We start from the raw sequence: 23302 nt of genomic DNA on the forward strand, positions 1-23302 counted from the left end.
CCGATCTTTGTAATTAAATCAGCTCTTTTCCATTGCTTGACGAGAGGTTTTGAGTACAGTTTTACGCGGTAAAAGAGGCACAATCCAATTCAGCATAAATTTAAGTTTACCTTCGTTGAACGCGACTAACTGACCACGCTCCATCGCCTTATAACCGCAGTGCGCGACTGATTTTGCGGATTTAGCCTTTCTCCATATTTTCACCCCCTCAAGATTACCCGCCTCGACAAACCCTGTATTCACTGCACCGGGGCAAAGGGCCGTAACCGTCACATTAGATTCTTTCACTTCCTCTGCGATCGCTTGACTAAAAGAGGTTACATAGGCTTTGGTAGCATAGTAGACCGCTTGTAACGGGCCTGGCATAAAGGAGGCTGTCGAGGATACATTCAGAATCCGACCACGATTACGTTCGACCATCCCCTTAATAAAGTAGTGAGTCAGGTTAGTCAGAGACACCATATTGACCTGCATCATCGTCTGTTCGGATGCCAGTTCGCGCTGATGAAACATTCCATACCCTCCAAACCCCGCATTATTGATCAGTACATCAATCTTAATACCGAGCGCTTGAGTTTGTTCAAATATCCGCTTGGCAGCATCAGGGTCGGCTAAATCCTCATCGAACACGACTACCTTAACATTGTATATCTCACTCATCTCCAGCTGGAGGGTGTCTAACTTATCCCGCGATCGGGCAACCAAAACCAAATCGCCTCCGTTCTGGGCATGTATTTTTGCCAACTCCAGTCCAATACCACTGGATGCTCCGGTAATCAGTGCTGTGTCTGTCATGTTCATTGTTGTCCTCAGGTGTAATATTTCGATGAGGAAATGATACGACCGCAAATGACGTCACGCACTGGCGAAAGATGCCGACCTGCTATCCGACTGCGCCATATTCAAAATCGGTTGTGAGAACGGAGGGCTGATGCCTGCAACGTCGCATCATCAGTCAGTATGGCTGATGATTGTTGAATTACGGCTAAGTGTTGGAAACCGCCTCTTAACACCAATATATCAGCAACACCTAAACGTATGATTTGAGCACATAGCCGCCACTTAAATAGAACTCGTCCAACGTCAGCTGTCGGCTGAAACGGGAGTGACATTGGACGCCAAAACCAAGCCATGGTGAGAACCACAAGAAGCACCGATAGATCGTGGATAGTCGATAGGTCATACAGGTGTTCGAGAAAAGGAAATACATTTTGGTTCACTATAGTGGTATGTAAATACTGAATAATCTATATTTTATACCACTATAGTGGTTTATTATGGTTGATAAATCCTGTTTTGGTACCACTATTGTGATTCTTGGAGATGAGATGACAGACCAGGTTGCAACCATCGAGGTTTATTACAAGGGTCAATGGCTGATAGCCGCGACACTTTCTTCTCGACAGCCAGAGCTGGGGTACAAGGGAGAAAGTGAACTCGAATATATGGTCGATTTTGTCACCTCACACTTGGATGATCCCGAACGTTTGGCAGCAGGACTGAGTTGCAGTCTGCCTGTCAGCTTCGAGTTGCACGAAAGCACCACCTGGCCCTCGTTCATGTTGGACATATTGCCGAATGGCTACGGGCGCGACCATTGGCTAAAACGTCTGGAGTTGAGTGACAGTTCGCAGGCGGACTGGCCCCTGTTGCTGAATGGTGCCGCCTTTCCCCCCGGGAACATTCGCATCCGTGAAGCAGATGCGACGCGGGACCCGCAGATCCAGGTGCCTGATGAGGATGGAAAGGTCGTATCCCTGCAGGATCATCCTGGTTTCGACATGAAAACTGTCGTGTCGCGCCAGGAGCATTTCATCGAGTATGCGTTTCAAAATGGGGCCCACACGTCGGGGGCCTCCGACGTGCAGGGAGCCGCTCCCAAGTTCATGCTGGTCAAGGATTCCGAGGGACGCTTTCATGCTGAGGGTGCATTACCCGACGACCAGGTGGTGTCCAGCTGGCTGGTCAAGTTTGCCCGCGGGAAAAAAACTGCGGCGGACAGACAGGTTCTGAAGAATGAGGCCGCCTATATGCGGGTGGCTAAAAAGCTTGGTCTGAAGGTCTTCAAGGAGTTGATTTGGGAAAACGACACCTTGTTTATTCCCCGCTTTGACCGCGAGTCAGGCGAGCCGATGAAGCGCCTGCCAATGGAGAGTCTGTGCTCCTTGGCAGGAGTAAGCGACTACGGTGTAGCCATTCCCCAAGAGGAACTCTGCGAGGCTTTGGCGAAGTTCTCGACCGATCCCACTCAAGAAATTTTAGAATTTGTGAAGAGGGATGTTGTAAACATAGCAATGGGAAACAAAGACAACCATGCACGCAACACGGCGGTGTTCCGCCATGAAAGCGGGGAAGTGACGCTAACGCCTCTGTTTGATTTTGCACCCATGTATCTGGATCCCGAGGGAATCGCCAGAGTATGCCGATGGCAGGGAGACGCAGAAGTGGCAGGTACCCCCCAATGGGAAAAAGTAGTGAATGTGCTGCCGGATAGCGTGGATGGTGGGGTAATACGGAATTCCTTGCGAGAATTTGGGGAAAAGATTGGGGATTTGGAAGGATTCATGCGCGAGGCAAGCATTGACGAGGACATCATCGAGTTTCGAAAGAAGTCAATCGAAGCGCATGCCAAGCAATTATTGTCATTGAAGGACTAACCGATGAAACCTCCTCAGAACTCTACTGAACTCAAGAAGGAACTTAACCGGGCGCTAGATGCGGGCGAACTGACTCTCGGGCAAGCAACTCGTCAAATGCGCAAGATCGTGGGCATGACTCAAAAAGACTATGCCAAGAAGGTGTTGAATATAACTCCCAGAATCTTGATGGCTATAGAAAACGAAAAAGGTAATCCGACTTTGGATACGTTGAGGAAAATAGGGAAGCCATTTGGATATGATATTGGGTTTATCAAACGTAATTGAGAAGATCCCAGATATGGGCATGTTCCTGACCAAAGCGGGCGCTCAAGTCAGAGTCTACACAGAAGCAGAAACCATTAATGGAAAGTCGTTCTGGCGTGACGAGCTTTAAAAAGCTGATTTTCATCTGGCCACCAGAGTAATTTAAGGTCCTTCTTCCCAAAGTGTCACGGCCGCCCTCGAACTAAAAATAGTATTGGATTCCAAAATTCCAGGAGTATGGTGTACCCGAGCTAAAGGAAACCCCATTTCGCTACCCTTTTTACCATTAGCCGGGCAGCAATATTGTTATCAATTTGATACTGCGCACCTACTCCGTACTGGAAACCTGTACTTCTCTCAGTATCTGTGACCTTATTTCTATCAGGGAGGCAGGGTGTCATAATACATCGGGCTTGTATTTGATACGTCAATATCTATTTCCTTTGATACTACGCCAACGCTACCTATCAGGCTCATATAATCGTGTTTTGGTAAATTATAGTTTCCTGCTAGCTCTATACTATATGATTTAACAATAGCACTACTGAATGTACTTAAAAAATTACTCTGGTTAATTTCTCTTTTTTCATCTCTGCTTTGTAAATAACCCGCTTCAATAGAGAAATTTCGGTGAGTTTTATATCCAATGTAAATTCTGCCCGAATTATATGAACTTGGGTATACTTCTGATAATGGAACAATCGAATTGATGGAAATTACATCAGAGTTAGTTGCTGTGATTGAGTCAACCGTCGCTAATCCTGGCTATTTTCCAAGAAATTTCGGCTCAGGCCAATCTAAACTGAGTATCGTCACTGATGATAAGACTGCAAATTTTCCTGTAGTGCGAGAGCTGTTCCTGTGATTTTTTTATTGAAGAAGGAGCCTACGGTCTCGTCAGCGACTCCCTACCCAGCTATATACCGACAGTAATATCGAAGAACAAGTCACTGTAAATTGATCGCACGGTTATCGAAAACCTTCCTGAAACTCTTGTACCTGCGTCAATCAACCATCAACCAGAAATTCTCAAGCCCCTGCTTTATCCCTCGCTCGCTCAAACACGGGTTTTGTTGTTTATAAACGGCCTGACAGCTCGTTAGAGCCTTCTCATAAGCCCCCTTCCCTACAGTTTCTTCGTTTGAACTTTGTTTTAGCAAAGATCCAATAAACACAAATACACGAATATTATATATTGTATAAAATCTACAATTAATCTAGGATGGGCCTGAATCGACATACAGAAGCCATCCAAACTGCTTAGAGTTCAGAACGATTGGCAATGGGAACCGACTTCAATATCAGGGCGGATTACTGTCCAGACAGACACACAAATCTACGGCTGTGATAGGCAGTCTTTTTGAACATGAGGAAATAAAATGAATATAGAAGGCGTTTTGGTGCCAGTGGTTACTCCCTTCGATTCTGAGGGTTCTGTCGACTTTGCTGCTCTGGGGAATTTGCTGGAACATTTGATTGCAGCAGGCGTTGGTGGGATCGTAGCCTGTGGTACCACCGGTGAATACTATGCTTTCAGTGACGAAGAGCGCCGCAGCGTCATGGCCTATATCGCTGATCGGGTCGGCGACCGGGCGGCGCTGATTGCTGGCGTAAATGATACCCATACCGCAGGGTCAATTGCCAAAGCGCAACAAGCAAAAGAACTAGGCTACCAGACGTTAATGCTGGCTCCCCCGATCTACTGCCTTCCCCAACAGCAAGAAATTATCAGCCACTACAAGTCAGTCAGTGCAGCTGTTGATATGCCGATTATTATGTACAACTTCCCTGCCCGATCCGGTGTAGAAATAAGCGTTGAATCGGTGATTGAACTCAGCAAGAACAAGAACATTATCGGCATCAAAGAAAGCAGCGGTGATTTCAGCCGTGCCCTCAGTTTAATCAATGGTGGAATGACGGATTTTCAAGTGGTTTGCGGATCGGATGACCAGGCTGCCGATTATCTTTTCTGGGGAGTCCGATCCTGGATTGGCGGGGCTGCCAATTACCTGCCCGAGCAGCATGTAGAAATGATCGAAGCAGCTAAAGCTAATGATTTCAACAAAGTACGATCAATCATGGAACGTATTTTACCGGTCATTCAGAACCAGGAGTCTGCCGACTATAACCAAAAGGCAAAGCTCGGCTGTGCACATATCGGCATTCCGGTTGGAACCGTTCGCCCTCCCCTGTTACCGATCAGCGAAAAAGATGAAGCCTGCTTTATTGAGCTGTTAACTCAGGTTCTTTAACTACAACCCCTTCAATTAAAAACGCATCAATAGCGGGACCTTCAACAACCCGCTTATTTAAAAAAGGCTGAAAAATAACGGATACCGAAAGACTCAAGGTTCTGAAAGAAAAACGTTAATAGTGTCAGAAACGCTCTCACTAACAATAAGAGGAAATAGAGAAATGAAGACTTTCACTAAACAGGTTATGTCTGCGGCGATGGTTGCTGCTATAGCTCTTGGATACGGCGCTGCTGCCCAGGCTGACAAGTTGGACGATGTTATCGACGAAGGAAAACTCCGTTGTGGGGTGGTGCTGGACTTCCCACCTATTGGCTATCGGGATGCCAACAATAAACCGGCTGGTTTTGATGTGGAGTACTGTCAGGATCTGGCCGCCGCTCTGGATGTGGATGCAGAAATACTGCCGGTCACCTGGGCTGAGCGTCTACCCTCTATCGTTAACAATCGAGCCGATGTTGTGTTCGGTGGCACTTCTGACTCTTTACAACGTGCAAAAACGGTCGGCTTCTCCATACCCTATGCAATCTACTACGCCCAAGCCATTGTTCGAAAAGACTCCGGTATAAAAAGCTTTGAGGATATGAAAGGTAAGCGCGTTGCAGCAGCAGTGGGAACGGTTCCTGAAAAAGAGTTCCTGAAGCTGGCTAAAGAATGGGGAACTGAAGACCTTTACCAGGGCTACCAAAGCGAGAACGAAGTCTTCCTGGCGGTCGCTCAGGGGAAAGCCGACGCGGGCATTACCACAAACACTGCCGTAAAACCGGTTGCACAACAATTCGATTCTCTGGCAGCAGGCCCTCGTATGCCCTGGACTACAGACTATACCTCGGTGGTTGGCCCACGTAAGGATCAAGGCTGGCTGAATTATCTGAACCTGTTTGTGACCCACCAGGTCCGGTCCGGACGTTACCAGGAGCTCTGGGGGAAGTATGTCGGTGGCGGAGCCCCAGAATTACGTATTCCAAATGTATTTTATTGATACTCATTGGACTGAATCAGACATTTCCTGATCTTACCGGTGTGGCTGTCCGCAGTAATAACCACTAGCTGGCACCGGTATTATTCGATAGGTATTGATATGGACTACACATTCCATTGGCGACCCGTAACCAAGGCTATACCTGATTTGCTGGATGCCGCTTTACTTACTCTGGAAGCGGCCACTTTATCAATGGTTATCGGTATTGTATTGGGTATGGGTCTTGCTCTTTTGCGCTTGCACGGCAATCGACCACTCTATATTTTCGCCACAGTATGGATCGAAATCGCCCGCAACACACCCGCACTCTTGCAACTGTTCTTCTTCGGATTTGGATTGGGGGCTTTTGGCTGGCACCTGTCACCATTTCTTATTGTGTTATGTGGGCTGTCGTTCAATAACGCAGGTTATCTGGCAGAGAACTTTCGAGGAGGCTTTCAAGCCATACCCGACACTCAAATCAAGGCCGCTCGCTGTCTGGGATTAACCGCAACCCAAACCTATTTGCGGATAGTCATTCCCCAGGTTTTTCGACTGGTTTATCACCCGATGACCAACCAGTTGGTATGGGCGGTATTAATGAGTTCGTTAGGAATGCTGGTGGGTTTTCGAGAATTATCCGGGGAGACCCAGTTCCTGGCCTCAAACACCTTCCGTCTGTTTGAGTTCTTTCTGGCAACAGCAATTATCTACTATCTGTTGGTAAAGGTTGTTCTGGGTACATCACACCTGCTTAGCAGAAAGCTATTTCGTTACTGAGGATGAAATCGATGTCATCAGACGCAAGTGCTATTCAGTTTTTCAGCGGTTTTCAAGTTAATGATCTGTGGTTTCTGGCAGAGGCTGCTGGCGGAACACTACTTATTTCAGCCATAGCCATCTCAGTGGGCACATTTTTCGGTTGCCTGTTCGGATGGGCTTTAACGGCATCCCGATGGACTTCCCTGACGTTAGGTTCTGTACTGGACGTGTTTCGCAGTGTGCCACTGATTATTCAGTTGCTACTGTTCTTTAATTTTTTTCCTATTATCGGCCTGCCGATAGATCCGTTCGCAGCCGGCAGTATTGTGTTGATTTTCTACACATCCGCCCTTGTTGCTCAGGTGGCCCGCGGAGGCATAGAGGCTGTACCTGCGTCTATGCGTCGTGCTTCGCGGTCCCTGGGTATGACTTACTGGCAGGACATGCGTTACGTCGTCTGGCCGGTAGGCCTGCGGGCAGTTCTTCCCGCCTGGGCGGGGGTGGCCTTGGGAGTTTTAAAAGATTCCGCCCTGGTTTCAGTACTGGGTTATCTGGAGTTGCTTCGCGCCTCACAGATACTGATTACCCGTACTCAGGAGCCGTTCATTATTCTATCGATCGTCGGACTCTTTTATTTCGCCCTTTCCTATCCCATTTCGAAGACCACAGCCAAGCTGGAACAAAGGTGGCAATATGATTGAACTGAAGAATGTTGAAAAAAAGTTTGGCGATCTACGAGTCTTAAAGGGCATAGATCTTTCGGTCAAACGAGGAGAGGTTATCAGCATCATTGGTGCCAGTGGTTCGGGGAAGTCCACCATGCTGTATTGCATCAATGCACTGGAACAGATTCAAGGTGGGCAGATCGTTGTGGACGGTATTGATGTTCATGATAAGTCCACCAACCTGAACGAACTTCGGCGCCATATCGGAATGGTCTTTCAGCAATGGAACTCCTTTCCCCACCTTACTGTATTGGAAAACGTGGCGCTTGCACCCAGGCTGGTACTGGGTAAATCAAAGGAAGAAGCCCGCCATATTGCAGAAAAGCAGCTCAAACATGTCGGTCTCGGAGACAAGCTGGATGTCTACCCCACTCGTATGTCCGGTGGTCAGCAGCAACGGCTGGCTATCGCCCGTGCGCTGGCAATGGAACCTGATTACATGCTTTTTGATGAAGTCACCTCCGCCCTTGATCCTGAACTGGTGGGCGAGGTTTTGGATACTTTACGACTGCTAAGTGATGACGGTATGACCATGATTGTGGTGACTCACGAGATCAGTTTTGCCCGGGATGTATCGGACCGTGTCGCTTTCTTCCATCAGGGCGTTATTGAAGAGATCGGACCGGCTCAGCAACTCATTAACGATCCGCAGAAAGCGCGCACGCAACAGTTTCTAAGCAAGGTGCGGTAGCTGTTTATTGAGCACCTGGCTATTCACACTAACTATCAAAGCTACTCTGACCAATAAAAGAGAATCTAGTCATGTCTGAACTCCTAACTACAAGCGAATACAGAGACATCGCCGGCAGTCTGAATTTCCCTACCCAGGCATTTATCAACGGCCAATATGTCGATGCGCTTTCAGGGGATACCTTGCCCACCCTGAACCCGGCAACGGGAGAAACCATCGCTCAAATTGCCGCCTGCAATGACGATGACGTCAATATCGCCGTTGCTAATGGTAAAGCCGTTTTTGAAAGTGGAGCCTGGGCCAGCTTACACCCGGCGGAACGTAAGAAGGTCATGCTTCGGTTTGCGGATCTAATCCGAAAAAACAGTCGCGAACTGGCCGTCATGGAAAGCCTTGAAAGCGGTAAGCCAATACGAGAATGCGAACTCACCGACCTGCCGGAAACCATACAGTGCATCGAATGGCATGCGGAGGCAACAGACAAACTCTATGATCAGCTATCCCCTTCAGGAAACGATGCAGTAGGCCTTATCGTGCGGGAGCCTCTTGGGGTTGTCGCCTGTGTTTTACCCTGGAATTTTCCGCTGATGATGGTCGCCTGGAAACTGGGCCCTGCTCTGGCATCCGGCAACAGTGTAGTGGTAAAACCCGCAGAACAAACCAGCATGACGACCCTTTGGCTGGCAGCGTTGGCCATAGAAGCCGGCATTCCCGCAGGCGTTATCAACGTGCTGACAGGATACGGTCATGAAGCCGGAAAAGCCTTGGGATTACATGAGGATGTGCAGGTTGTATCCTTCACCGGCTCCACCGAAATCGGCCGCAAATTTCTGGAATACTCGGCCAAAAGCAATCTAAAGCGTATCGTCCTGGAGTGTGGAGGTAAAAACCCGTCCGTTGTTCTGGCTGATGCAGACAATCTCGACAAAGTGGCAGAACAGATCGTTTATGCCGCTTTATGGAATATGGGACAAAACTGCACCGCTAACTCCCGGATTATCATACACAAAGATATCAAAGCAGAGCTGACTGAGAAAATCATAAAGGCAATGGATCAGTGGACTACCGGTGATCCTCTCGATCCGGCCAATATGCTGGGAGCTATTGTCAGCCAGGAGCAGTACGACAAAGTCTGCCATTACCTGGCCAAAGGCAAAGAAGAAGGGGCAACAGTACTTGCTGGCGGTGACCCCATTGTAGCGGGCAAGGGTCTGTTCATTGCCCCGACGCTATTCGATAGGGTCACTCCCGACATGACCATTGCTAACGAAGAAATATTTGGCCCTGTATTCGCCATTATGACGGCTGAATCAGATGAACACGCACTTGAGATTGCCAATGATACTTGTTACGGCTTACAAGCCTCGCTGTACACTTCCAATGTGGTTAAAGCGCAGCGCTACGCCCGCAAACTACAGGCAGGAACTGTGTCGGTCAATTGTTATGCCGAAGGTGATATCACCACACCATTTGGTGGCTATAAGTTATCAGGATTCGGTGGACGCGATAACTCCCTGCTTGCCCATGATCAATACACTGAAACCAAAACAATCTGGCTTGATCTTAGTGAATAAATTTTTTCAATATTGATTACGATCCCAGAGGGTCCTTGCTAACCACTCACGAAAGCCTGGGTACGGATATGGGCCGGTACGGTGGCCTGCCGGGATAGCAAGCCAATGATGCACTACCGACCAGGCATTGAGGATTCTAAGAGTATTTCATTATGCAAACACGCAAGCTTATTCATGTTGTCAGCTGCCACGCTGAAGGAGAAGTGGGTGATGTTATTGTCGGTGGTGTAGCTATTCCTCCAGGAGAAACCATCTGGCAGCAGTCACGCTGGATAGCCAACGATCAGACCCTGCGCAATATTGTCCTCAATGAACCTCGGGGCGGTGTGTTTCGCCACGTCAATCTACTGGTACCGGCAAAGAACCCGAAAGCCCAAATGGGCTGGATTATCATGGAACCCGAGGATACACCGCCGATGTCAGGCTCCAACAGTATCTGTGTCTCCACTGTACTGCTTGAAACCGGAATAATTCCCATGCAGGAGCCAGAAACCCACATGACCCTGGAACCTCCAGCGGGGCTGATTGAGGTAATTGCCGAATGTAAGAATGGCAAAGTAACAACGGTAAGGGTGCGTAATGTCCCCTCCTTTGTTGACAAGATGGATGCGGTTATTGAAGTCAGTGGACTTGGCACCCTAAGGGTGGATACTGCTTATGGGGGGGACAGCTTTGTCATTGTTGATTCCAAAGAGCTAGGCTTTTCCATCACTCCCGATGAGGCCCGGGACATTGCTGAAACAGGCATCAGAATCACCAACGCTGCCAATGAACAACTGGGATTCACGCACCCGGAAAACCCGGAATGGAAGCACATTTCCTTTTGCCAGATTGCTGCGCCTCTGGAACAGGAAGCGGGAGTCTGGCTGGGCCGTAATGCGGTCTCTATTCAGCCCGGAAAACTGGACCGCTCTCCGACAGGCACCGGTTGTTCGGCCCGGATGGCATTACTTCAGGCAAAAGGAATACTCAAGGCTGGTGATCAATTCATTGGCGAGTCTGTTATCGGTTCCCGATTTCACTGCCGTATCGATGGCATCACCAGAGTAGGTGATCGTGAAGCCATTTATCCTGTCATCTCTGGTCAGGCCTGGATCACCGGCACCCACCAACTTATGGTTGATCCAACAGACCCCTGGCCTGAAGGCTATCGGGTTTCTGATACCTGGCCGCGCTACAAGGGTAATAAACTAAGCAAGTAATAACGAGGAATAAACAGGTCCGATCGCAGCTGATTCTGACGTATCACAAACAACAGAGCTATCAATAAGGTCACTGTTATTCAGGTTCCTCAGATCGCCATTAATAAGATAATGATTACTAACTGAATAACGACAGATAAGATACCTGCTGGTTTGAAATACTACGATGACCGGCCAAAAGCCAGGAGGCAATGAGTGCTGAATAACTTAGCTACAAGCAATATTCTCTCAAAACCAGCATTACCGGCGCTGTTTGTCGTTCTGATCTGGGGCTTTAACGTGGTGTTTATGAAGATAGGCCTGACAGATATGTCGCCCCTGCTCTATACCGGTATGCGATTCACACTGCTGAGTTTGTTGTTATTGCCGTTCCTTCGGATTCCACGAGAACTCCTTCGGCAGGTTATTGTTATCGCCCTGGTGATGGGGATAGGTCACTTTTGCCTGCTAAGTATCGGCATCAGCTACGTGGACAGCGTCGTAGCGGGGTTAATCCTGCTACTGGGAGCCCCGTTGTCTTCATTACTGGCGTTTATTTTTCTTAATGAACGGCTGCGTTTGCTGCAGATACTGGCAGTCGTAATTGCAGGGTTTGGGGCGACTGTTCCAACGTTGCTACAGGAGTCCATCGATATCAAGGCAGGTGCATTATTGATTCTGTTCTGTGTACTGATGTGGGCATTGGGCAATTTGCAAATACGGAAATTAAGCAGCCTACCTATTTTGACTCTTCAATTCTGGATCGGCTTTATCAGTGCCCCTCTGTGCTTTCTCGCATATTGGCTTAATCCAGATGACCGTTCAATCGCTGATCAACTCACTACTGAGAGCATTCTGTCACTTCTCTATGTTGTCTCCTGCTCCTCCATTTTGGGGTATGCCATTTGGTATCAGCTGATTAACCGGCACGGAATAAACTCGGTGGTGAATTACATTCTGCTACAACCAGTCATCACCCTGATTGCCGGTTATTGGTTATTGGCAGAACTGATGACAGAGCTGCAGATGATCGGTGCTGCTGTAACTCTACTTTCCATGTGGGGGTTTTATCAGGTCGGTAAAACAGGCTCATTGAACAAGATTAAAAACCCAAGTGACAGCCAAATAACCAAGAAGGTTCTATGAGAAACTTAAACTCTGATATAGCCATCGTAGGCGGTGGTGTAATCGGCGCCAGCTGCGCCTTCGCACTTCAGCAATCAGGCCTGAGTGTACATCTGTTGGAACGAGAAGCGCCGGGGTCAGGTGCATCATCGGGAAATGCCGGACACCTCGCTTCTGAACAGGTTTTACCATTGGCCTCTTCGGATATGCTGTTGCAATTACCCAGGATGATTGCCGATCCTCTCGGCCCGTTACGAATAGACTGGCGTTACTTGCCGCAGATTACCCCCTGGATGCTCAGACTGGTCGCTAATATGCTACCCGCCGCGTATAAACGAAGCACCGATGCTCTGTCTGCACTCAATAGCGCGAGCCTGGGAGCCTGGTCCGATTTACTGGGTTCCATTGAACGAACAGACTTAATCAAGGTTGAAGGCTCTTTTCTGGCCTATGAAAAGCAACAGACCCAAGCCGCCCTGCTGGCCCTTATGGATAAGCTATCTCCCCATCAGATCCCGGTTACTCACATCAACGCTAAGCAGTTACTGGAACGCGCGCCGGAACTAAGTCCAAACCTGCTTGGCGCTCTGGAGTTTTCTGCCACAGGCCATGTGACAAATCCGCTTAAGCTGGTAGAAGTACTGATAGGGTCCGCTCAGCAAAGAGGCATGGTCTACGAACAAGCCGATATAATCGGCGGCCAGTTAACGGATGAGGGGGTAGAGCTTCATAGCAGCAATGGCTCGCTTCGCTGCCGGCATGTGCTGATTGCCAATGGGGCTTACGCCAAGCCTCTGGTAAAGGCACTGACCGGCGTAAAAGTACCTCTGGATACAGAACGAGGCTACCATCTGATGCTTCCTCATGAAGAGCAGGCCCTGCCATTCCCTGTCACGTCAGCAGAAAGACGCTTTATCATGACACCGCTGGAAGGAGGCTTGAGGCTGGCTGGCACCGTCGAATTTGCCGGGCTTGAAAAAGAAGCGGATATGCGCCGTGCCCACATGCTGGAGCAGCATGCCCAGGCATTATTCGGGAGGCCGCTGGACTGTCGTGACGCGACCCCCTGGATGGGACGTCGCCCTTCGTTACCCGATTCGCTGCCGGTTATTGACCGTACCGGTCCAAAAGGACAGGTTCTGCTGGCTTTCGGACACCAACATCTGGGGCTGACCCAGGCTGCCATTACCGCTCAGTTGATTCTACAGCTCTATCGACATGAAACAGCCAGTATTGACCTTAAACCGTATCAACTAGCCCGGTTCGGAAGCAGCGCACCTTTACATCTGCCAACCGAATCAATCCTGTCTAATCAAGGATGACAGCGATGGTACAGAATACTCCTTCCTGAAAAAAAGCAAGCAGCCTATAAACCTGATATAAACCGTTGTCTGTAGGGAAATTTCGTTAAACAGGCCGATTTTAAAGAAAATATTTACAAGGAATTTAACATGAGAGAAGGCACCTTTTTCTGCATCGACGCCCATACTTGTGGCAACCCGGTGCGCCTGGTTGCGGGTGGTTATCCAGCCCTGGAAGGCGAGACCATGAGTCAAAAACGTCAGTTCTTTTTGCAGAACTTTGACTGGATTCGCCGCGCTTTAATGTTTGAGCCCCGAGGGCACTCAATGATGTCCGGTGCTATTGTTTACCCACCCTGCTCCGCAGAAGCAGACGCAGCGGTGCTGTTTATTGAAACCAGCGGCTGTTTGCCCATGTGCGGTCACGGAACAATCGGAACCGTGACCGCAGCGATAGAGAACGCCATTATCCGACCCCGCACTCCCGGACAACTGATTCTGGATGTACCAGCAGGAAGAATTCGTATTGAATATCAACAAAATGGAGCCAAAGTAGAAAAGGTCAGAATTTTCAACGTAGCTTCCTATCTCGCCCACAGCGAAGTTGCTGTTAATATTCCAGGGATGGGAGAACTCATAGTGGATGTGTCCTATGGCGGAAATTTTTACGCCATTATTGACCCTCAAAAAAATTATGCCGGACTTGAAGAATTCAGTGTCGATCAGATCCTTAGCCTAAGTCCGGTGGTGCGCAGAATTGTCGATGACGTTGTCGACGCTGTGCATCCTGAAGATCCGACCCTGTGTGGTGTATCCCACGTTCTATGGACCGGTAAACCGACCAAACCTGAAGCTCTGGCCCGAAATGCAGTTTTTTACGGTGATCGGGCAATAGACCGCTCCCCCTGTGGGACCGGTACCAGCGCTCGTATGGCTCAGTGGGTTGCCAAAGGAAAATTGAATATTGGAGACCAGTTCGTTCACGAGAGTATCATTGGCAGCCTGTTTGAGGGACGCGTTGAATCAGCCACCAGCATCGCAGGTCAACCCGCAATAATGCCAAGCGTTCAGGGTTGGGCTCGGGTCTTTGGCCATAACACCATCTGGGTTGACAGTGAGGACCCCTACGCCCACGGTTTCGAAGTAAAATAGGTCCTAACTGAATAAGGCTGTCAGATAAACTGATAATCAACGCCGCTGGGGCTTGCGATCGGCACTTATTGGGTCGATCGCAACAAGGATATTCCCTTTATCCCTCGATGACCTGATACAATTCCAGAATCTCACACAGTTCTAGTCACCGGTCACACGCTATTTATGAATAAAGGATCTGGCACAGTTTACAAAACACGCACCCAGATGGTTGCCGACATACTGAGAGAAAAAATCCTCTCTGGGGAAATCGTCGCAGGTGAAGCGCTACGGCAAGATGCAATAGCCAAAGAATTTGATGTTAGCCGCATCCCGGTAAGGGAAGCCTTATTGCAACTCGAAGCTCAGGGGCTTGTTCATTTCGAAGCACATAAGGGTGCAACAGCAACAGAGCTGTCACCAGCAAAAGTGAACGAGTTATTCGAATTAAGAGCTCTGGTAGAATGTCATGTGCTGGAGAACGCTATAGAGAACATGACCGATCAGGATTTCGATGCAGCCAGTAAGATTTTGCATGACTTTGAAGCAGCCGTTGAAAGTGGTACTCAGATAGAAACATGGAGTGATCTTAACTACGCTCTGCACGCCGCTTTGTACGAACCGGCTGAAATGCCGCAGGCTATGGAAATTATTAAGAGCCTGAACATCAAATCTGACCGTTATATCCGCTTACAGCTTCTATTCACAACAGGAATTGATAAGGCCGAAAAAGAGCATAGTGAACTCCTTTCCTTATGTAAGAAACGTGACAAAGCCGCCGCAACCACTTTGCTGAAAAAACACATTCTGGAAGCCGGTCAAGCCATTCATGATCTGCTGACTCAGCAACAACTTATGCACTCTACCGCCGGTAAGTAGCGATTAAGACCTAACCGGAGAAGGTGAAAAAGGAACTATCAGCGAAAGGAACTATCAGTGAGAGGATGGCTCCCAGTAAGGCTCCTCTCCACCAAACTGTTCAATTAAAAAATCCACAAAAACCCGCACTTTTGCAGGTAAGTATTCCCGTTCAGGAAAAACAGCATATAGGGTTTTATCCGCTATCTGATAGGACTCAAATAGATTTATCAGTCGCTTTGCCTTAAGGTCAGGCCCGGCAACGAACGTTGGTAAGCGCCCAATGCCCGTTCCTGCACGTACTCCCTCAAGCAAGGCTTCACTGTTGTTAACCTGATAATTACCAGAAACCTGAATAGAAGTGGTTTCCTTGTTATTCGTTAATGTCCACTCTTTGGCATCAGTTGAATAACTGTATAAAAGGCAGTTGTGGTCGCGAAGCTCATCCACTGTCTTTGGTCGCCCCTCACGGGCAACATATTCAGGTGAAGCTACAATAACATGGCGGCAAGGAGCCAACTTCCGTGCGATTAAAGCTGAATCAGGTAATTCTCCAGCACGAATGGCCAAATCAAATCCCCCCCCAACCAGGTCCACCATCTGATCATCCATGACCAAATTGATTTCCAGTTTCGGAAAACGCTCAAGAAATACAGGAATAACAGGCGCCACATGCAGTCGGCCAAATGACATAGGGACATTAATTCGCAGCCGCCCCTGAGGCTCGCCCTGCAGCTCTGTTACCGCGTCTTCCGCTTGAGCCGCCGTAACCATCACTTGAGAAGCAAGCTCATAATAACGCAGTCCCGCTTCCGTTAAGCTGAGCTTGCGGGTTGTTCGATGCAGTAGCCTCACTCCGAGCTGATCTTCTAACTGAGTAATACGTTTACTGACAGCTGACTTGGACACACCCAGCTTTCTTGCTGCAGGAGAAAAGCCACCCGTTTCAATAACAGCGACAAAAATGGGTATTGCACTAAAACCTTTCACGACAGCTCCTCTACATAGGTCTGCCCTATCCAGTCAAACCGTTTCAACAGCAATCCTAGCCTTTTTGTTTACTTTATCTCAACAATATTTTTCCTTGAAACCTGATTATCTCTCTATACGAAACGTATTAGGATGTACTCAACAAAACATCCAGGAGGAAACAAAAAATGGTTCGATTGGAACACGCCAACCTACTGGTAACCAGTATCCCTGCAACGTTGAGGTTTCTGCAAACTGCATTTCCCCATTGGCACATCCGTGGAGAGGGGAAAGTAGTCAGTCACGGAAGGGAACGAGACTGGCTGCACTTGGGGGATGATGATTATTACCTGACATTAAACAATGGGGGTGAAGGAGAGAACAGACAACTGTCCGGCCATAACCCCGGCCTGGCTCATCTGGGTTTTGTTGTCGATGATCTCGACGGGGTTATCGATCGACTCACCAATAAAGGCTACAAAATAGACATCACAGGAACCGCCCACCCGTTCAGAAAAAATGTCTACTTTGTTGATCCAGCAGGTTTTCAATTTGAATTTGTTGAGTACCTCAGTGAAGTACCCAGCGAGAAAAATCTGTACTTATAAATTGGCAACTCTGTACTTATAAAAACAACGGTGACATTCGGCTAATCCAAACCCGATCGCCTTAACTAATAACCCCGAGTCTATAACCCCCCAGATTTACAACAATAAACAGGAGCTCTCATGGACAGTCAGGAATATATCAACAAACTGTACCGTATCGTCGATGACAAGAATGCAAATGCTTTATCCGGTTTTTTGGCCGACAACGTTCGTTTTGTGTTCGCCAATGCAGATCCAATCACAGGAAAAGAGGCCGTGATCGCAGCTAATGAAGGCTTCTTTGCCAGTATCAGCAGCATGTCCCATACTATTGAAAATGTCTGGGCAGCAGGTGAAGATTTGATCTGTGACGGTCAGGTTCAGTACACACGGCTGGACAACAGTCATCACTCGGCAACATTTGCCACGATTCTTAAGGTGAAAGATGACCGAATTACGGACTATCGTATTTATGCTGATGTGTCTGGGCTTTAGCTGATGCCATTGCAATGATGACAAATTCAACATCACAGCAAAGTAAAAGCCACACCAGTAAAAGCATCAAAAAGAAGAGCCGCTAACGGGATGCGGCTCATCCAATGGGTAAACCTGTCGCCCATCCCTTAGCCATACCTTCAACCACAGCACGATAATCGGTACGCAAACTGTTTTGATTACGTTCTGAGCAATAGTCAGGATCAGTATTGAATATGGATGAGGCCAGTTTTCGTGCACCTAACGTAATACCAGTGGTTTTTGATGCCCGAATATCTGTAAACCGTTCTAACACTGCTTGTAACGGCTGACCAGTCTTCAGACATTGAACTAAATGCCACGCATCTTCCAGCGCCTGACAGGCTCCCTGGCCCGATGTTGGCAGTGGCGCATGAGCCGCATCGCCGATTAATAACACATTATCACGGTGCCACACATCAACGGGTTCAAGGTCATGAACATAAATCTTATTAATACGCGATTGCGGAGTTCCTTTGATGATCGCTGTAATCGGGTCCGGCCAACCTTCGAACAGGGCAGTTAAATCATCCTTATAAGTAGCAGGATTACGGTTGCCAGTTTTCGTTGAAACCACGCCTCCTGCCCAATATGCCTTTCGATCAGTGATTGGAACTATGCCAAATCTCTCCCCCAGCCCCCAATAATCGAACACCGATAGGTCAGAGAAACGCCTGTCATCTGATTCGTACACCCCTATCCAGTTAATAAACCCCTGATAAACAGGCCTGTTATCACCATGGACATATTGGCGCGTCATAGAATTCATACGCCCCTCAGCCCCAATAACCAAGTCGGCAATAAGGCTTTCACCGTTGTCGAAACATAGCTGCGTTTTCCCCTTCTCAATAGGTTCAATCGCCGTAGCCATACAACCATATTGAAGACTGATATCCAGTGCAGCCATCCTACGAAGCAAAAGACTCATCAGCTCAGAACGTAAAATGGAGAAACTGGGATACCCCATCAACCGGTTTAGTTGTTTAATATCCAATGAGCCCAGTGATTCACCTCGCTGAGTCATACGCTTCATCATCGGCGGCATACCTGACACCGATGCGACCTGGTCCAAGATTCCCAGATCATCAAGAACGAAAGAGGCATTAGGCCAGCAAACGATACCGGCACCAATATCAGTGGTAGAAGAATTCCTTTCATAGACTTCCACCTCAAAGCCATTTTGTTTTAAAGCAATGGCTGCACTAAGCCCCGCAACCCCACCGCCAAGAACCGCCACTTTCAATATAATTCTCCTCATACCGCCATTAATATCCGAAAACTTTATTTTCAACATTAAATACCATGTATTTATATTCCATGGAATCTATTTTTCTAAAAAAAACGACTATGCCCTTAGCTTGTTCATCAGCTTGTCCAGCTGCTTTAGTTCCTCTAAATCCAGCTTACCCAAGACAGACATCCCTTGATCCATCGCTTGCTTCCCTGTGCACATCATCCTGATGCCAGCCTTGGAAATATGGATATGAACAACTCGCTGATCTTCCCGATTCCTGATTTTTTCAATTAACCCTTTGTCCATCAGCTTATTCAGTAGCCGCGATACGTTGGAGCTTGGATCTATCATCTGTTGTTTAATCTGATTGACCGTAGCCTTGTTCTCAGAAGAGCGATAGATAATTGATAAGATTTTTAGCTGCTGTAAGGTCAGATCTAACGGATCAAGATGTTGGGATATTTGAGCATTCAGCCAGTTAGCTGCCTGCAGCAAAGAAATAGCAGCCTCTGTCAGAGGGTCTGTTTCTGGACTGTTTTGATCTGATTGGTCGCTTAAGCTGCTGCTCTTCAAATCAGTTCACTCCACTTGACTCGACGACTAGTTACTCAGGACTTATATTCCATGGAATATAAAATAATGATTAGCTTAACGCAACAGCAAAAACGCATTGACAGAGCCAGAGATCCGTTAATAACGTTGATTCAGCTTATTAAACAAACAGGTCTGATCAGTCAATAGCCCTTCGATTTAAAGAACGGCCAGAAAAACCCTCTGGACTAAGGAATCGAAGGATCTACCCCCGCTCTACCGTTGCAGCCAGTACGCCACACCCGATCAAAGCGACCCCGGCAGAATTCTTCAATGCCAACTGGCCTTTTCTAGCTGCGAGAAAATGACTCACTGAACGGGCAAAGAGCGCATACATAAACAGAATAGCGAATACTATTATCAAAAATAGCGGCCCCAATATCAGTAACTGACTGGATATACTGGCCTGAGGGTCAATAAACTGCGGAAAAAATGCGACAAAAAAACCAATAATTTTCGGATTTAGCAAAGTAACACCCACCCCCTGAAGAAAAGAATTTGCACTTTTTTTCACCGGCTTTGATCCTTCTTCAGCCTTATTCAACGGAGTAATAAGTTGCTTCGCTCCCAGATAAACCAAGTAGGCCACACCAACCCACTTTAATACTGAGAAGGCTATTGCTGATGTGTATAACAGAGTACCGATTCCAGACAATGCCAACGTTAGTAATATTGCATCAGCAACGACAACACCAATAATAGTTTTACTCCCTTCAAGCAGCCCCTGCCTTATACTGTTCATCATAACAATCAACATTGAGGGCCCCGGGATCAGGGTAATCAGACAAGAAGCCATAATAAAGCTCATCAGCATCTGTATGTGCTCCTAACTTATTGTGAATAAAAGTCTGGCTCAGGTTACACAACCTGAACCAATACAAACAATCGGGAAAGACCTAAGGAACCTAACGAAGTAATCCAAGATTTCCGGTGAACTTGTTGACCAGCTTTTTATTACCGTATATCGCCACCCCCTGGTATTCCAACTGCTCAAGCGGGGTTGATTCCAGCTTATTTGCATATTCTTGATAGTTTCTTGTTGTTTGCGTATCTCGGGTGAGATCAATAACAGTCAGCTCTGCCTCATGGGCTTTGAGAGCCTCTCTCATTTCCTTTAACAGAGGCCCGCTCCCCTTCAGAACAGGAATCGCTGCGGTGGTAATACCATGATGTCTATCCCCCTGGTTGTCGGTCAGGTCCTGTCCGATCAACTCAGGAAACTTTCGACCGAGACTCAAGGAAAGTACAGCGGCAGTATTTGCAATGGGTCCACTGCTAAGAGCCTGATCGATAACTATGACGCATTTTCTGGTTTCCATAACTTTTTCCGTACATAACTATTGGTAGATAATGACTGTAGTTGACAAATCACACTGAATAATGACGTTTGACAAGCAGGTTTGTTTTTACTGCTCGCTGTTATTCATTCGCCTATAGTTAAGGTACAGAAAAAGCTTAAGGTTTATAATACAGACCTATTAACACATACTAATTTATATAATCGAACAATCATCCAACATTACATCACTCTGATATCCAGCTTATCAATATTGCCACTATCATCCACAACTAATATTTGGACATCTCCCCTTTCTTTCAGCGGGTGAGGAATCACTCGCCTGCCAGACCCGCTGTAACGACGCACTCCATTGATATACCAATGATAATTGCCATTGCCGCCAATCGCTTGCAACGTCACACTGGGATAAACCGTAGAGCTGCCCGCCGCCCGATAGATACTATTGGCAACAATACCAGTGATTTTCAGTGTGCTGGATGTATCAATGATGTGTTGATCACAACTGCTGTCAATGAAAGGTATCTGTGTTGCCCGACGAATCTTGGCAGGAAGCCAGGGATCCAGCACTTTAGGCCAAAGGGCAACGGTTTTTTTTTGCTTAATCACCGGCTCATCAGTGTCGCCACAATGGCTATCCACGCGTAAACCGGTTGCTGTATTAATCCAGAATGTAAATGGGTTTGTTTGCCAGGCATCATTGTCAGCGCGATGCCAGGTGGGAGGGACGTTTTCATCAACCGTCCAGGCAGTGTGCAACCGATGACAATGCTCTGAAACAGAGGTGTAAATACCCAAAGGCCAGCAGATTTCCTGTTGACTGACTTCAGAGGGCTGCTCTATCTGATCCGGCTGCAGTTGGATATGATCTGCAACCGCAAATAACAAAGGTCCTGCCGTTTCCCGGCCACTATGTCCCTGCAAGGGCGTGCCATCAGGGCGACCTACCCAGACACCGATGGTGTATTTTTTTGCAACGCCTATAGCCCAGGTATCACGAAAACCAAAGCTGGTACCTGTTTTCCAGGCCATACTCTGGGCTGTTTGAACAGACGCAAGCGTGTTCAGGCTACCGGGTCTTGTTACCGATGATAGTGTTCGCTGCGTTATCCATGCAGCGCCGGCAGATAATAAATACCGCTCATGTTCCGTTGCCGCTAAATCTTGCTGGAGGTACTTCAGCTGTACGGTTTTCCCACCACGGGCAAACGCCATATACCCACTGACAAGTTGCTCCAGTGTGGTTCCGGCCCCGCCCAATATGATCGCAAGGTTAGGCATCCCCCCGGGAATCTTTAAATTCAAACCAGCTCCCTGCAAGGCTGCGGCAAAACGCCGAGGACCATAGCGTTCCAAAAGATCAATAAAAGGAACGTTCAATGAACGCTGTAATGCCTCACTGGCAGAAACAGGCCCTGAATACTGATTATTAAAATTGGATGGTCGGTAACTGCCCCATGACCGGGGAACATCAGCTAATAAGGAGTGAGAGTGAATCAACCCCTCATCAATCGCCATACCAAAAAGAAACGGTTTTAAAGTTGAGCCCGGAGAGCGAATGGCCTGAATCATATCAACGTGACCAAAACGCCGAGGATCACTGAAATCTGCAGACCCCAGATAAGCTTTAACTGCCGCAGTCTCATTATCCACGACCAGAATCGCTGCTGATGTCTTTTCTGGCAGGCGGTGAATATAGCTGCTCAAATAGTCTTCCAAAGCCTGCTGCAAAGATCCATTGATGGTTGTTTTTATAGCCCGCTGCCCGTCAGCATTTTTCAGAAGTCTTCTTGATAACAGCGGTGCTAACTGCTGTGGACGAGCACGATAGGCATGTACCGTTTCAATTTTCGCCTCAGCAACTGTTTCCGCTGACCAGCGGCCACTGACAGCCATACGATCAAGAACTTTGTTTCTGGCAACCGTTGCCATCTGGCTGTGACTATCCGGGCGATAGCGCGTTGGGGCTTGTGGTAAAACAGCCAATAAGGCTGCTTCTGCATGGCTCAGATTGGCTGCTGATTTATTGAGATAGCTGTAACTGGCGGCCTGCACACCTTCAATAGTGCCACCAAAGGGTGCGATATTTAGATATAAGTTTAGAATTTCATTTTTATCCAACTGCCATTCAAGTTGCAGTGTGCGTAATATTTGCCTGGCTTTTCCTACCCATGTTCGCCGATGAGGATGCAGCAGGCGAGCCACCTGCATGGAAATCGTTGAGCCGCCGGACACCACCCTACCCTGTAAGAGGTTCTGAAAGCTTGCCCTGATAAGGGCCAGTGGGTTGACACCCGGGTGATACCAGAACCAACGATCTTCGTAGGTAAGCAAAGCCTCAAGATAAAGGGGCGAAACCTGTTGCAACGAAATAGGATATCGCCAAACACCAGCCTGATCAGCAAAAGCTCGCAGAGGACGACCCCTATCATCCACGGTAATCCGCGCGAACAAAGCATTATCACGCGGCAAATTTAATGGATAAAGAGAGTTGAGCAGCAGTAAGATTCCGGCAAATACAGCAGTAAACGAAATAACAGCAAGCTGTCGACGGTACCTTCCGGGGGTACCGTCATCATCAACATTATTACAATGGGAGCGCCATCGGCTCAGTAGATTCAAGCTCACTGTTACTTCTGTTACTTGG

Annotated in this window: 24 protein-coding genes; 16 read left to right on the top strand and 8 right to left on the bottom strand. The window is 47.9% G+C overall.

Going from position 1 to position 23302, the window contains the following annotated elements; all coding sequences use genetic code 11:
• Positions 1–18 precede the first annotated feature (18 nt).
• A complete protein-coding gene (locus tag BGP75_RS12535) occupies positions 19–795 on the bottom strand; it encodes an SDR family oxidoreductase (RefSeq protein ID WP_076718930.1) in 777 nt (258 codons plus the stop codon).
• A gap of 482 nt (positions 796–1277) precedes the next feature.
• On the opposite strand from BGP75_RS12535, the gene BGP75_RS12540 reads away from it, so the two are divergent.
• Together BGP75_RS12540 and BGP75_RS12545 are read left to right on the top strand one after the other, a co-directional pair.
• The gene (locus tag BGP75_RS12540) at positions 1278–2657 is read left to right on the top strand and encodes a type II toxin-antitoxin system HipA family toxin (RefSeq protein WP_083704788.1); all 1380 of its coding nucleotides are present in this window, start codon (positions 1278–1280) and stop codon (positions 2655–2657) included.
• 3 nt (positions 2658–2660) lie between these two features.
• Positions 2661–2924, top strand: a complete 264-nt coding sequence (locus BGP75_RS12545; protein ID WP_076718932.1) for a helix-turn-helix transcriptional regulator — start codon at positions 2661–2663, stop codon at positions 2922–2924.
• Here the strand turns inward: BGP75_RS12545 and BGP75_RS27045 are convergent.
• Positions 2911–3048, bottom strand: coding sequence for a hypothetical protein (locus BGP75_RS27045; RefSeq protein ID WP_158070104.1), 138 nt, complete (start codon positions 3046–3048; stop codon positions 2911–2913). The genes BGP75_RS12545 and BGP75_RS27045 overlap by 14 nt on opposite strands.
• Positions 3049–3612: 564 nt before the next feature.
• Here BGP75_RS27045 and BGP75_RS27050 point away from each other — a divergent pair.
• The 12 genes from BGP75_RS27050 (at position 3613) to BGP75_RS12605 (ending at position 15485) form a co-directional block, all read left to right on the top strand.
• Positions 3613–3768 carry a hypothetical protein gene (locus BGP75_RS27050; RefSeq protein ID WP_158070105.1) on the top strand — a complete coding sequence of 52 codons (156 nt, stop codon included), beginning with the start codon at positions 3613–3615 and terminating at the stop codon, positions 3766–3768.
• A 514-nt stretch (positions 3769–4282) separates the two neighbouring features.
• Positions 4283–5155 (top strand): 4-hydroxy-tetrahydrodipicolinate synthase, encoded by an 873-nt coding sequence (gene dapA, locus BGP75_RS12555; RefSeq protein ID WP_076718934.1) that lies wholly within the window; start codon positions 4283–4285, stop codon positions 5153–5155.
• Between the two features lie 163 nt (positions 5156–5318).
• The gene (locus tag BGP75_RS12560; protein ID WP_076718935.1) at positions 5319–6137 is read left to right on the top strand and encodes a transporter substrate-binding domain-containing protein; all 819 of its coding nucleotides are present in this window, start codon (positions 5319–5321) and stop codon (positions 6135–6137) included.
• A gap of 99 nt (positions 6138–6236) precedes the next feature.
• Positions 6237–6896, top strand: coding sequence for an amino acid ABC transporter permease (locus BGP75_RS12565; protein WP_076718936.1), 660 nt, complete (start codon positions 6237–6239; stop codon positions 6894–6896).
• Between the two features lie 11 nt (positions 6897–6907).
• Entirely contained in the window at positions 6908–7579 is a 672-nt protein-coding gene (locus tag BGP75_RS12570) for an amino acid ABC transporter permease (protein ID WP_076718937.1), read from the top strand.
• Positions 7572–8294: an amino acid ABC transporter ATP-binding protein gene (locus BGP75_RS12575; protein ID WP_076718938.1), complete on the top strand. Its 723-nt coding sequence runs from the start codon at positions 7572–7574 to the stop codon at positions 8292–8294. Before BGP75_RS12570 ends, BGP75_RS12575 begins: the two co-directional genes overlap by 8 nt.
• A 71-nt stretch (positions 8295–8365) precedes the next feature.
• Entirely contained in the window at positions 8366–9868 is a 1503-nt protein-coding gene (locus tag BGP75_RS12580) for an aldehyde dehydrogenase (RefSeq protein WP_076718939.1), read from the top strand.
• A gap of 152 nt (positions 9869–10020) precedes the next feature.
• Complete coding sequence (locus BGP75_RS12585; protein WP_076718940.1) at positions 10021–11070, top strand: trans-3-hydroxy-L-proline dehydratase; 1050 nt, start codon at positions 10021–10023, stop codon at positions 11068–11070.
• Positions 11071–11265: 195 nt separating this feature from the next.
• Positions 11266–12195 (top strand): DMT family transporter, encoded by a 930-nt coding sequence (locus BGP75_RS12590; RefSeq protein WP_076718941.1) that lies wholly within the window; start codon positions 11266–11268, stop codon positions 12193–12195.
• A complete protein-coding gene (locus BGP75_RS12595) occupies positions 12192–13496 on the top strand; it encodes an FAD-binding oxidoreductase (protein WP_076718942.1) in 1305 nt (434 codons plus the stop codon). The genes BGP75_RS12590 and BGP75_RS12595 overlap by 4 nt, the downstream gene beginning before the upstream one ends.
• 129 nt (positions 13497–13625) lie before the next feature.
• The gene (locus BGP75_RS12600; RefSeq protein WP_076718943.1) at positions 13626–14627 is read left to right on the top strand and encodes a 4-hydroxyproline epimerase; all 1002 of its coding nucleotides are present in this window, start codon (positions 13626–13628) and stop codon (positions 14625–14627) included.
• Positions 14628–14792: 165 nt separating this feature from the next.
• A complete protein-coding gene (locus BGP75_RS12605; protein WP_076718944.1) occupies positions 14793–15485 on the top strand; it encodes a GntR family transcriptional regulator in 693 nt (230 codons plus the stop codon).
• A gap of 54 nt (positions 15486–15539) precedes the next feature.
• Here BGP75_RS12605 and BGP75_RS12610 read toward each other — a convergent pair whose 3' ends face one another.
• Positions 15540–16454, bottom strand: coding sequence for a LysR family transcriptional regulator (locus tag BGP75_RS12610; protein WP_076718945.1), 915 nt, complete (start codon positions 16452–16454; stop codon positions 15540–15542).
• Positions 16455–16621: 167 nt separating this feature from the next.
• On the opposite strand from BGP75_RS12610, the gene BGP75_RS12615 reads away from it, so the two are divergent.
• A complete protein-coding gene (locus tag BGP75_RS12615) occupies positions 16622–17041 on the top strand; it encodes a VOC family protein (RefSeq protein ID WP_076718946.1) in 420 nt (139 codons plus the stop codon).
• Positions 17042–17161: 120 nt separating this feature from the next.
• A complete protein-coding gene (locus BGP75_RS12620; RefSeq protein WP_076718947.1) occupies positions 17162–17515 on the top strand; it encodes a nuclear transport factor 2 family protein in 354 nt (117 codons plus the stop codon).
• Positions 17516–17612: 97 nt separating this feature from the next.
• On the opposite strand, the gene BGP75_RS12625 is transcribed toward BGP75_RS12620, so the two are convergent.
• The 5 genes from BGP75_RS12625 to pbpC form a co-directional block, all read right to left on the bottom strand.
• Positions 17613–18827, bottom strand: a complete 1215-nt coding sequence (locus tag BGP75_RS12625) for an FAD-dependent monooxygenase (protein ID WP_233152917.1) — start codon at positions 18825–18827, stop codon at positions 17613–17615.
• A 51-nt stretch (positions 18828–18878) separates the two neighbouring features.
• The gene (locus tag BGP75_RS12630; RefSeq protein WP_076718948.1) at positions 18879–19340 is read right to left on the bottom strand and encodes a MarR family winged helix-turn-helix transcriptional regulator; all 462 of its coding nucleotides are present in this window, start codon (positions 19338–19340) and stop codon (positions 18879–18881) included.
• 223 nt (positions 19341–19563) lie between these two features.
• The gene (locus tag BGP75_RS12635; protein WP_076718949.1) at positions 19564–20172 is read right to left on the bottom strand and encodes a LysE family translocator; all 609 of its coding nucleotides are present in this window, start codon (positions 20170–20172) and stop codon (positions 19564–19566) included.
• A gap of 91 nt (positions 20173–20263) precedes the next feature.
• Entirely contained in the window at positions 20264–20677 is a 414-nt protein-coding gene (locus BGP75_RS12640; protein ID WP_076718950.1) for a DUF2000 domain-containing protein, read from the bottom strand.
• A gap of 200 nt (positions 20678–20877) precedes the next feature.
• Positions 20878–23283: a penicillin-binding protein 1C gene (pbpC, locus tag BGP75_RS12645; protein WP_198939353.1), complete on the bottom strand. Its 2406-nt coding sequence runs from the start codon at positions 23281–23283 to the stop codon at positions 20878–20880.
• Between the last annotated feature and the right edge of the window lie 19 nt (positions 23284–23302).

This window comes from Motiliproteus sp. MSK22-1, from assembly GCF_001968815.1.
Classification (GTDB): domain Bacteria; phylum Pseudomonadota; class Gammaproteobacteria; order Pseudomonadales; family Balneatricaceae; genus Motiliproteus.

Coding starts and splice junctions, on each gene's coding strand:
- BGP75_RS12535 (WP_076718930.1), bottom strand. CDS start 795: ATGACAGACACAGCACTGATTACCGGAGCATCCAGTGGTATTGGACTG.
- BGP75_RS12540 (WP_083704788.1), top strand. CDS start 1,278: ATGGTTGATAAATCCTGTTTTGGTACCACTATTGTGATTCTTGGAGAT.
- BGP75_RS12545 (WP_076718932.1), top strand. CDS start 2,661: ATGAAACCTCCTCAGAACTCTACTGAACTCAAGAAGGAACTTAACCGG.
- BGP75_RS27045 (WP_158070104.1), bottom strand. CDS start 3,048: ATGAAAATCAGCTTTTTAAAGCTCGTCACGCCAGAACGACTTTCCATT.
- BGP75_RS27050 (WP_158070105.1), top strand. CDS start 3,613: ATGGAAATTACATCAGAGTTAGTTGCTGTGATTGAGTCAACCGTCGCT.
- dapA (WP_076718934.1), top strand. CDS start 4,283: ATGAATATAGAAGGCGTTTTGGTGCCAGTGGTTACTCCCTTCGATTCT.
- BGP75_RS12560 (WP_076718935.1), top strand. CDS start 5,319: ATGAAGACTTTCACTAAACAGGTTATGTCTGCGGCGATGGTTGCTGCT.
- BGP75_RS12565 (WP_076718936.1), top strand. CDS start 6,237: ATGGACTACACATTCCATTGGCGACCCGTAACCAAGGCTATACCTGAT.
- BGP75_RS12570 (WP_076718937.1), top strand. CDS start 6,908: ATGTCATCAGACGCAAGTGCTATTCAGTTTTTCAGCGGTTTTCAAGTT.
- BGP75_RS12575 (WP_076718938.1), top strand. CDS start 7,572: ATGATTGAACTGAAGAATGTTGAAAAAAAGTTTGGCGATCTACGAGTC.
- BGP75_RS12580 (WP_076718939.1), top strand. CDS start 8,366: ATGTCTGAACTCCTAACTACAAGCGAATACAGAGACATCGCCGGCAGT.
- BGP75_RS12585 (WP_076718940.1), top strand. CDS start 10,021: ATGCAAACACGCAAGCTTATTCATGTTGTCAGCTGCCACGCTGAAGGA.
- BGP75_RS12595 (WP_076718942.1), top strand. CDS start 12,192: ATGAGAAACTTAAACTCTGATATAGCCATCGTAGGCGGTGGTGTAATC.
- BGP75_RS12600 (WP_076718943.1), top strand. CDS start 13,626: ATGAGAGAAGGCACCTTTTTCTGCATCGACGCCCATACTTGTGGCAAC.
- BGP75_RS12605 (WP_076718944.1), top strand. CDS start 14,793: ATGAATAAAGGATCTGGCACAGTTTACAAAACACGCACCCAGATGGTT.
- BGP75_RS12615 (WP_076718946.1), top strand. CDS start 16,622: ATGGTTCGATTGGAACACGCCAACCTACTGGTAACCAGTATCCCTGCA.
- BGP75_RS12620 (WP_076718947.1), top strand. CDS start 17,162: ATGGACAGTCAGGAATATATCAACAAACTGTACCGTATCGTCGATGAC.
- BGP75_RS12625 (WP_233152917.1), bottom strand. CDS start 18,827: ATGTTGAAAATAAAGTTTTCGGATATTAATGGCGGTATGAGGAGAATT.
- BGP75_RS12635 (WP_076718949.1), bottom strand. CDS start 20,172: ATGCTGATGAGCTTTATTATGGCTTCTTGTCTGATTACCCTGATCCCG.
- BGP75_RS12640 (WP_076718950.1), bottom strand. CDS start 20,677: ATGGAAACCAGAAAATGCGTCATAGTTATCGATCAGGCTCTTAGCAGT.